Genomic DNA, 9,132 nt, shown 5'->3' with positions numbered 1-9,132 from the left:
GTTCGCCCGCAGCATGTCCCAGTCGTGATAGTGATCCTGCTGGCATTCGTCGCAGCACACCACCAGCCCGCGAATGCCCTTGTGCGCCAACAGGGCCTCATAAACCGCCAGGTCGGCCAGGTCCGCCTCGACCGCCATCCGCTCTTGGGCGTCCAGCGGTTGCCCCGGCTCTACGGCTTCCAGCGCAGCCGACGGATCGCAGGGGTCGTCGGCGAAAGGATCGGGTGGCAAACCCGGTGGGAGGTGATCGCGCACGCACACTAGCCTACGCAGCCCGGCCGGGATAACGCCAGCAGGGAAGCCGCCCGTCGTTTCCGCACCGTTTGCCGCCCGCGGCGCGCCCCGGCCAGCGGCTCGAGGGGCGCGCGTGCCGATAGGATGGTGTTCTCACGCCGCATCGTATGGAGGGCCCCGCCGATGACCCGTGGCATGTCCCACCTGGAAGACAGCTCCGACCTCGTCGGCAGCCCCTACGTGCGCGTTGGCGGGCTGGTCGACGACGCGGTGCCCACCGGGGGTGACAACCCGCACAAGGTCGCGATGCTGGGGCTCACCTTCGACGACGTCTTGCTGCTGCCGGCCGCATCCGATGTGGTTCCCGCCACGGCGGACACGTCCAGCCAGCTCACCAAGAAGATCAGGCTCAAGGTTCCGCTGGTCAGCTCGGCCATGGACACGGTCACCGAGTCGCGGATGGCCATCGCGATGGCCCGGGCGGGCGGCATGGGCGTGCTGCACCGCAACCTGCCCGTCGCCGAGCAGGCCGGCCAGGTCGAGATGGTCAAACGATCGGAGGCCGGCATGGTCACCGACCCGGTCACCTGCCGCCCGGACAACACCTTGGCGCAGGTCGACGCGCTGTGCGCCCGGTTCCGGATCTCGGGTCTGCCGGTGGTCGATGACACCGGGGCGCTGGTCGGCATCATCACCAACCGCGACATGCGGTTCGAGGTCGACCAGACCCGCAAGGTCGCCGAGGTGATGACCAAGGCACCGCTGATCACCGCCCAGGAGGGGGTGAGCGCGGACGCCGCGCTGGGCCTGTTGCGCCGCAACAAGATCGAGAAGCTGCCCGTCGTCGACGGCCACGGCCGGCTCACCGGCCTGATCACCGTCAAGGACTTCGTCAAGACCGAGCAGCACCCGCTGGCCACCAAGGACAGCGACGGCCGGCTGCTGGTCGGCGCCGCCGTCGGCGTCGGCGGCGACGCCTGGGTCCGCGCGATGATGCTGGTCGACGCCGGGGCCGACGTCCTGATCGTGGACACCGCCCACGCGCACAACCGGCTGGTGCTCGACATGGTCGGCAAGCTCAAGGCGGAGGTGGGCGAGAAGGTCGAGGTGATCGGCGGGAACGTCGCCACCCGGTCCGCGGCCCTGGCGCTGGTCGACGCGGGCGCCGACGCGGTCAAGGTCGGCGTCGGGCCGGGCTCGATCTGCACCACCCGGGTGGTGGCCGGGGTCGGCGCGCCACAAATCACGGCGATCCTGGAGGCGGTCGCGGCCTGCGGGCCCGCGGGCGTGCCGGTGATCGCCGACGGCGGGCTGCAGTACTCCGGCGACATCGCCAAGGCCCTGGCGGCCGGCGCCTCGACGGCGATGCTGGGCTCGCTGCTGGCCGGCACGGCCGAAGCGCCCGGCGAGCTGATCTTCGTCAACGGCAAGCAGTTCAAGAGCTACCGCGGCATGGGGTCGCTGGGCGCCATGCAGGGCCGCGGCGGGGGGAAGTCGTACTCCAAGGACCGCTACTTCGCCGACGACGCGTTGAGCGAGGACAAGCTGGTGCCTGAGGGAATCGAGGGCCGGGTGCCGTTCCGCGGACCGCTGTCCTCGGTGATCCACCAGCTCACCGGCGGCCTGCGCGCCGCGATGGGCTACACCGGCTCGCCCACCATCGAGGCGCTGCAACAGGCGCAGTTCGTCCGGATCACCTCCGCCGGGCTGCGCGAAAGCCATCCGCACGACGTCGCCATGACCGTCGAAGCGCCCAACTACTTCGCGCGCTGAGCCCGGCATGGTCGAAATCGGGATGGGCCGCAACGCCCGTCGCACCTATGAACTGAGCGAAGTCAGCATCGTGCCCTCGCGGCGCACCCGGTCCTCCCAGGACGTGTCCACGGCCTGGCAGCTGGACGCCTACCGCTTCGAGATCCCGGTGGTGGCCCACCCGACCGACGCGCTGGTGTCGCCGGAGTTCGCCATCGAGCTCGGCCGCCTCGGCGGGCTGGGCGTGCTCAACGGTGAGGGCCTGATCGGCCGGCACGCCGACGTGCAGGGCAAGATCGCCCAGCTCGTCGAGGCCGCCACCAAGGAACCCGAACCGTCGGCGTCGATCCGGCTGCTGCAGGAACTGCACGCCGCGCCGCTGAATCCCGACCTGCTGGGAGCCGCGGTCGCGCGCATCCGGGAGGCCGGGGTGACCACGGCGGTGCGGGTCAGCCCGCAGAACGCCCAGGCGCTGACCCCGGTGCTGCTGCAGGCCGGCATCGACCTGCTGGTCATCCAGGGCACGATCGTCTCCGCGGAAAGAGTGGCCAGCGACGGCGAGCCGCTGAACCTCAAGACCTTCATCTCCGAGCTCGACATCCCGGTGGTGGCCGGCGGGGTGCTCGACCACCGCACCGCGCTGCACCTGATGCGCACCGGGGCCGCCGGGGTGATCGTCGGCTACGGCTCCACCCGCGGCGTCACCACCAGCGACGAGGTGTTGGGCATCAGCGTGCCGATGGCCACCGCGATCGCCGACGCCGCCGCGGCGCGGCGCGAATACCTCGACGAGACCGGCGGCCGCTACGTGCACGTGCTGGCCGACGGCGACATCCACACCTCCGGCGAGCTGGCCAAGGCGATCGCCTGCGGGGCGGACGCGGTGGTGCTCGGCACGCCGCTCGCCGAGGCCGCCGAGGCGCTGGGCGAGGGCTGGTTCTGGCCGGCCGCGGCGGCGCACCCGTCGTTGCCGCGCGGGGCGTTGCTGCAGATCGCCCTGGGCGAGCGGCCGCCGCTGGAACGGGTGCTCAACGGGCCGTCCGACGACCCGTTCGGTTCGCTGAACCTGGTCGGTGGTCTGCGCCGATCGATGGCCAAGGCCGGCTACTGCGACCTCAAGGAGTTCCAGAAGGTCGGGCTGACCACCGGAAGCTGATCGCCGCGGCGTCGCCGCGAGTATGAAGCTAGCCGCACGTTCGGCGCCGAGTGTGCACCTAGCCGCACACTGGCGCGACGGGGTTCGGGGCAGCTGGTTTATTACCGGCCGGTAAGGCCATACTGGTGCGATGAGGCCGGATTACGACGTTCTGATCATCGGTTCGGGGTTCGGGGGCAGCGTCAGCGCGCTGCGGCTGACCGAAAAGGGCTACCGGGTAGGCGTATTGGAGGCCGGGCGCCGCTTCGCCGACGAGGATTTCGCCGAGACGTCGTGGGACCTGCGCAAGTTCCTCTGGGCCCCCCGGCTGGGTTGCTACGGCATTCAGCGGATCCATCCCCTGAAGAACGTGCTGATCCTGGCCGGCGCCGGGGTGGGCGGCGGCTCCCTGAACTATGCCAACACGCTGTACGTGCCGCCGGAGCCGTTCTTCAAAGACCGGCAGTGGTCTCACATCACCGACTGGCGCGACGAGCTGATGCCGCACTACGAGCAGGCCAAGCGGATGCTCGGGGTGGTGACGAACCCGACCTTCACCGACGCCGACCGCGTCCTGAAGGAGGTCGCCGACGAGATGGGCTGCGGTGACACCTTCGTGCCCACCCCGGTGGGCGTGTTCTTCGGGCCCGAGGGCACCAAGACGCCCGGCAAGACCGTGCCGGACCCGTATTTCGGCGGCGCGGGACCGGAGCGCACCGGCTGCCTGGAGTGCGGGTGCTGCATGACGGGCTGTCGTTACGGCGCCAAGAACACGCTGTTGAAGAACTACCTCGGCCTCGCCGAATCGGCTGGGGCGCAGGTCATTCCGATGACAACCGTGAAGGGTTTCCAGCAGCGGTCCGACGGGCTGTGGGAGGTCCGCACCGTGCGCACCGGAAGCTGGCTGCGCCGGGACCGGCGCACCTTCACCGCGACGCACCTGATCCTGGCCGCGGGTACCTGGGGAACCCAGCATCTGCTGTTCAAGATGCGCGACCGGGGCAAGTTGCCGCGGCTGTCCGAGCGCCTCGGCGTGCTGACCCGCACCAACTCCGAGTCGATCGTCGGCGCCGGCAAGCTCGAGGTCGACCCGAACCTGGACCTGACGCACGGCGTGGCCATCACGTCATCGATCCACCCGACGTCGGACACCCACGTCGAACCGTGCCGTTACGGCAAGGGATCCAACGCGATGGGCCTGCTGCAGACGCTGATGACCGACGGCACCGGCCCGGAGGGCACCGACGTGCCGCGCTGGAAGCAGCTGCTGGACCAGGCGCGTGAGGATCCGCGCCGCATGATGCGGATGCTCAACGTCCACCAGTGGAGCGAACGCACCCTGATCGCCCTGGTGATGCAGCACCTGGACAACTCGATCACCACCTACACCAAGCGCGGCAAGCTGGGCATCCGCTGGTACACCAGCAAGCAGGGGCACGGGGACCCGAACCCGGCCTGGAACCCCGTCGGCAACAGGGTCACCCGGCGCATCGCCGAAAAGGTCGACGGCGTGGCCGGCGGCACCTGGGGCGAGCTGTTCAACATCCCGCTGACCGCGCACTTCCTCGGGGGCGCGGCGATCGGCGACAGCCCCGAACACGGGGTCATCGACCCCTACCACCGGGTTTACGGCTACCCGACGTTGTTCGTGGTCGACGGCGCCGCGATCTCGGCGAACCTGGGTGTCAACCCGTCGCTGTCCATCACCGCGCAGGCCGAGCGGGCCGCCTCCTTGTGGCCGAACAAGGGCGAGAGCGATCAGCGCCCGCCGCAGGGTGACGACTACCGCCGGCTGGACCCGATCGCCCCGGAGCACCCGGTGGTGCCGGCCACCGCGCCGGGCGCGCTGCGCTGGTTGCCGATCACCCCGGTGACCTCGGCCGGCTAGCTGGCGATCGCCTCGAGCGGGGCGCCACTGACCACCCGGCTGCGTTCCCGGTGGATGTTGAAGGGCACGTCGCCCATCAGCGTGACCCGGTGCATCAGCCGCGGCTGGTCGTCGTAGTCGTCGACCGCCCGGTGCTGGGTGGCCCGGTTGTCCCAGATGGCAACGTCGCCCGGCGCCCAGTTCCAGCGAATGGTGTTCTCCGGCTTGGTGATTCGTCGTTGCAGCATTTCGAAGAGCACGCTTGATTCGTAGCTGTCCAGGCCAACGAACCCGCGCACGAAGTCTCCCAGCAGCAGCGTGCGCTCGCCGGTCTCCGGGTGCACCCGCACCACCGGGTGCTCGGTCCGGAAGTCCGGCTTTTCGAAGGCCTGCCGGAACGCGCGCTGCGCGTCGGTCAACGCCTCGGGGGCGATGTAGTCGTAGCGGTTGGTGTGCAGCGCCCACAGGTCGTCGACGAGCCACGTGAGCGGCTCGGGCAGGTCGTCATACGCGGCCGCGGTGTTGGTCCACAGCGTCGATCCGCCGTACCGGGGCAGGGTGACGGCGCGCAGGATCGAGGCCGCGGGGTAGTTCGCGACGAACGTGACGTCGGTGTGCCAGCGGTTCGCCTTGCCGTACTCGGAGTTGATCGGGGTGATGACCGGCGCGTTCTTGGCGGCGAGCAGCTCGGCGGCCGGGTGGCCGACGGGCGTGCCCAGCAGGTCGGCGAACGCCAGTTGCTGCGCGTCATCGAGGTGGTGCTGGTGGCGGAAGAAGATCACCTTGTGGGTCAACAGCGCCTGGTGGATCTTGTCGACCGCGGCCGGGTCGAGGTCGCCCCCGAGGCGCACCCCGTCGACCCGCGCGCCGATGCGGCTTCCCAGCTTGGTGACGGTTATCTGGCCAATCATTTTCATCAGTCCTCGCGTGAAAGGTGTGTAGTCAACTGACTACATCCGGTAGTGTAGACACATGACTACAGTGCCCGCAAGGGGCCGCGGAAAAGTGCCCACCGGGCGCGAGGAGGTCGCGGCGGCGATCCTGGAGGCCGCCACCGACCTGTTCGCCGAGCGGGGCCCGGCGGCGACGTCGATCCGCGACATCGCCGCGCGATCCAACGTCAACCACGGGCTGGTGTTCCGTCATTTCGGTACCAAGGACAAGCTCGTGGGCGCCGTGCTCGATCACCTGGGTGCCGACCTGAGTGCCCTGCTGAGCGCCGAGCCGGCCGCCGACGTGCTGGACCGGGCCCTGGACAGGCAGATGCGCGTGATGGCCCGGACCGTGCTCGACGGATATCCGGCGGGACAGCTGCAGACGCGTTTTCCCACCGTCGCCACCTTCCTCGACTGGGTCCTGCCGCTGCACGACAACGAGACCCAGGCGCGGCTCGCCGTGGCGAACGCGCTGGCGCTGCAGTTCGGGTGGCGGCTGTTCGCGCCGATCCTGCGCTCGGCCACCGGGCTCGACGAGCTGACGGACGACGAAATACGCGAGGCCGTGCGGGCCGAGGTGGCCCGGATCCTCAACCCGGGCTAACCCTTACTTGTTGCGGGTCAGCGCCCGGCGGTGCAGCGGCTCGCGGCCCGGGGGCTGCTGCGGGGGCGCCAGCAGAGGCTTGCGCGGCCGCACCGCGATGGTTTTGGGCGTATCGGTGCTCAGGGTGACCTCTTCACCCGCATGCCGGATGGTGAGCTGGCCGCCCGGCCCGTCGCGCACCGTGTAGGTGACGTCGGAATGGTTGACGTCGACCGTGACGCGAAAATCGCGCCACCGCAGCCGGAACCGCAACCGCGAAATGCCGTCGGGCAGTGCGGGATCCAGCGACAGGATGCCCTCGTCGTCGCGCAGCCCGCCGAAGCCGCCGACCAGCGCCGTCCATGCGCCGGCCAGCGAGGCCATGTGCAGGCCGTCGCGGGTGTTGTGGTGCAGATCGCGCAGGTCGATCAGCCCGGCCTCGTAGGCGTAGTCGTGCGCCAATTCCAGGTGGCCGACCTCGGCGCACATCACCGCCTGGGTGCAGGCCGACAGCGACGAGTCGCGCACCATGCGCCGCTCGTAGTAGTCGACGTTGCGGGCCTTCTGTTCGGGGGTGAACGCGTGGCTGTGCCACTGCATCGCCAGCACCAGGTCGGCCTGCTTGATCACCTGCGCGGGGTAGAGCCGCACGTACGGGTCATGCAGCAGCAACGGATAGGAGTGGTTCTCCTGGAAATCCCACTCCGCCAGGGTGGTGAACCCCTCGCACTGCTGATGCACCCCCAGGCCGGCGTCGTAGGGGATGTTGGCGGCGTCGGCCGCGTCGCGCCAGGACGCCGTCTCCTCGGTGGTGACCCCCAGGTCCTCCGCCGCCTCGGGATGGCGGTTGCAGGCCTCGGCCGCGGTGCGCAGATTGTGCGCGGCCATCAGGTTGGTGAAGACGTTGTCCCGCACGATCGCGGTGTACTCGTCGGGGCCGGTGACGCCGTCGAGGTGCCAGACGCCGTGCCGATCGTGGTGACCGAGCGACACCCACAGCCGCGCCGTTTCGACGAGAACCTTGAGACCGCAATGCTTTTCGAGCTCATCGTCGCCGGTGACGATGCGGTAGCGCTCGAAGGCCATGGCGATGTCGGCGTTGATGTGCCAGGCCGCGGTGCCGGCCGGCCAGTACGCCGAGCATTCCTGCCCGCGGATGGTGCGCCAGGGGAAGCTGGCGCCCTCGAGGCCGAGTTCGGCCGCCCGCTCCTTGGCGAGATCCAGCGTCGACGCCCGCCACCGCAGCGCGTCGGCGACCGCATGCGGGGCGGTGTAGGTGAGCACCGGCAGCACGTAACCCTCGGTGTCCCAGAAGGCGTGGCCGTCGTAACCGGTTCCGGTGAGCCCCTTGGCCGCGATCGCACGGCGCTCGGCGCGCGCGCTGGCCTGCAGCAGGTGAAACAGCCCGAACCGCACCGCCTGCTGGGATTCGGGGTCGCCCTCGACCTCGACGTCGGCGCAGTCCCAGAAGTCGTCCAGGTAGGCGCGCTGCGCTTCCAGCAGTCCCTGCCATCCGCTGTAGCGGGCGCTGTGGATGGCGGCGGCGGCCTGGTCGCGCAGCGCCGGGCGGGAGCGCATGCTCGACCAGCCGTACGCCAGATACTTGACGATGCGCAGCTTCTGCCCGGCCCGCAGCCCGCAGATCACGGTGGTCCGCGCCAGATCTTCGCGGGCGTCGGTGCTGAACTCGACGCGCCCGGGAACGTCGATCTCGTGGTCCATCGCGGCCGCCATCATCAGCGCGCTGCTGCGGGTGCGGTGCATGAGAAGCGCCCCGGTGTCGGTGTTTTCGTGGTCGACGGCCACCAGTGGGTTCTCCAGGATGGCCGACACCCGCGGGTCGCCCGAGGTCTGCGGTTGGTCCTCGTTGGTGACGAGTTCGGATTGCACCGTCACGCGGACGAAGTCGCCGACCGCTTCCACGACGTATTCGATGGCGGCTACACCGCGCTGCACCAGCGAGACCAGCCGGGTGGACACCAGCCGGATCTCCTTGCCCGCGGGGGAGCGCCAGTGCGTGCGGCGGGTCATCGTCCCGGCGCGCATGTCGAGATCCCGTTCGTGGGAGAGCAATTCGCCGTAGCGGACGTCGAAGGGCTCGTCCTCGACCAGCAGGCGGATGATTTTGCCGTTGGTGACGTCGACGATCGTCTGGCCGGCCTCCGGGTAGCCGTAGCCGGCCTCGGCGTAGGGCAGCGGCCGGATCTCGTAGAAGGAGTTCAGGTAGGTGCCGGGCAGGCCGTAGGGCTCACCCTCGTCGAGGTTGCCGCGCAGCCCGATGTGGCCGTTGGACAAGGTGAACAACGACTCCGACTGGGCCAGGATGTTCAGGTCGAGCTGGGTTTCGCTGACGTGCCATGGATCAACGGGAAACGATTCGTCGGTGATCATGAGGGCAGCAGCTCGGCGAGGTCGGTGACCACCACGTCGGCGCCGTTGCGGCGCAGATCGTCGGCCTGGCCCACCCGGTCGACGCCGACGCGGCGGCGGTGTTCGAGGACGCCATCTCGGGCGTGCAGGCCGGCCACGCCGGCAACTTCGGCTACGTGGTCGGCGTCGACCGGGTGGGCCAGGCCGACGATCTGCGCCGCAACGGCGCCGACGTGGTGGTCACCGACCTCGCCGA

7 protein-coding genes and 1 pseudogene are annotated in these 9,132 nt (G+C 69.8%); 5 read left to right on the top strand and 3 right to left on the bottom strand.

What is annotated here, in order from left to right; genetic code table 11:
- The coding region (locus A9X03_RS13255; protein WP_197696068.1) for a DUF5319 family protein at window positions 1-255 on the bottom strand (255 nt) is incomplete at its 3' end.
- 162 nt (window positions 256-417) lie between these two features.
- Here A9X03_RS13255 and guaB point away from each other — a divergent pair.
- From guaB to A9X03_RS13240, 3 genes are all read left to right on the top strand, one after another.
- Window positions 418-2,007 (top strand): IMP dehydrogenase, encoded by a 1,590-nt coding sequence (gene guaB / locus A9X03_RS13250; protein WP_067754533.1) that lies wholly within the window; start codon window positions 418-420, stop codon window positions 2,005-2,007.
- Window positions 2,008-2,014: 7 nt separating this feature from the next.
- Window positions 2,015-3,142 carry a GuaB3 family IMP dehydrogenase-related protein gene (locus A9X03_RS13245; protein WP_067754536.1) on the top strand — a complete coding sequence of 376 codons (1,128 nt, stop codon included), beginning with the start codon at window positions 2,015-2,017 and terminating at the stop codon, window positions 3,140-3,142.
- A 130-nt stretch (window positions 3,143-3,272) separates the two neighbouring features.
- Window positions 3,273-5,009: a GMC oxidoreductase gene (locus A9X03_RS13240; RefSeq protein WP_068018596.1), complete on the top strand. Its 1,737-nt coding sequence runs from the start codon at window positions 3,273-3,275 to the stop codon at window positions 5,007-5,009.
- On the opposite strand, the gene A9X03_RS13235 is transcribed toward A9X03_RS13240, so the two are convergent.
- Window positions 5,006-5,899 carry a TauD/TfdA family dioxygenase gene (locus A9X03_RS13235; protein ID WP_067779787.1) on the bottom strand — a complete coding sequence of 298 codons (894 nt, stop codon included), beginning with the start codon at window positions 5,897-5,899 and terminating at the stop codon, window positions 5,006-5,008. The genes A9X03_RS13240 and A9X03_RS13235 overlap by 4 nt on opposite strands.
- Before the next feature lie 61 nt (window positions 5,900-5,960).
- On the opposite strand from A9X03_RS13235, the gene A9X03_RS13230 reads away from it, so the two are divergent.
- Window positions 5,961-6,527 (top strand): TetR/AcrR family transcriptional regulator, encoded by a 567-nt coding sequence (locus A9X03_RS13230; RefSeq protein ID WP_068018599.1) that lies wholly within the window; start codon window positions 5,961-5,963, stop codon window positions 6,525-6,527.
- A gap of 3 nt (window positions 6,528-6,530) precedes the next feature.
- Here A9X03_RS13230 and A9X03_RS13225 read toward each other — a convergent pair whose 3' ends face one another.
- Window positions 6,531-8,897 (bottom strand): glycoside hydrolase family 65 protein, encoded by a 2,367-nt coding sequence (locus A9X03_RS13225; RefSeq protein ID WP_067754545.1) that lies wholly within the window; start codon window positions 8,895-8,897, stop codon window positions 6,531-6,533.
- Window positions 8,898-8,974: 77 nt separating this feature from the next.
- Between A9X03_RS13225 and A9X03_RS30840 the strand changes: the two are divergent.
- A pseudogene (locus A9X03_RS30840) lies at window positions 8,975-9,132 on the top strand (hypothetical protein); the annotation flags it as partial.

Source organism: Mycobacterium sp. E1715 (assembly GCF_001667625.1).
Classification (GTDB): Bacteria; Actinomycetota; Actinomycetes; order Mycobacteriales; family Mycobacteriaceae; genus Mycobacterium.
The sequence above is the reverse complement of the archived record's forward strand: the minus strand, read 5'-3'. Positions and strand labels throughout refer to the sequence as shown.

What these genes read in the sequence shown, in the direction of transcription:
- guaB (WP_067754533.1), top strand. Translation starts at nt 418, where the DNA reads ATGACCCGTGGCATGTCCCACCTGGAAGACAGCTCCGACCTCGTCGGC.
- A9X03_RS13245 (WP_067754536.1), top strand. Translation starts at nt 2,015, where the DNA reads ATGGTCGAAATCGGGATGGGCCGCAACGCCCGTCGCACCTATGAACTG.
- A9X03_RS13240 (WP_068018596.1), top strand. Translation starts at nt 3,273, where the DNA reads ATGAGGCCGGATTACGACGTTCTGATCATCGGTTCGGGGTTCGGGGGC.
- A9X03_RS13235 (WP_067779787.1), bottom strand. Translation starts at nt 5,899, where the DNA reads ATGATTGGCCAGATAACCGTCACCAAGCTGGGAAGCCGCATCGGCGCG.
- A9X03_RS13230 (WP_068018599.1), top strand. Translation starts at nt 5,961, where the DNA reads ATGACTACAGTGCCCGCAAGGGGCCGCGGAAAAGTGCCCACCGGGCGC.
- A9X03_RS13225 (WP_067754545.1), bottom strand. Translation starts at nt 8,897, where the DNA reads ATGATCACCGACGAATCGTTTCCCGTTGATCCATGGCACGTCAGCGAA.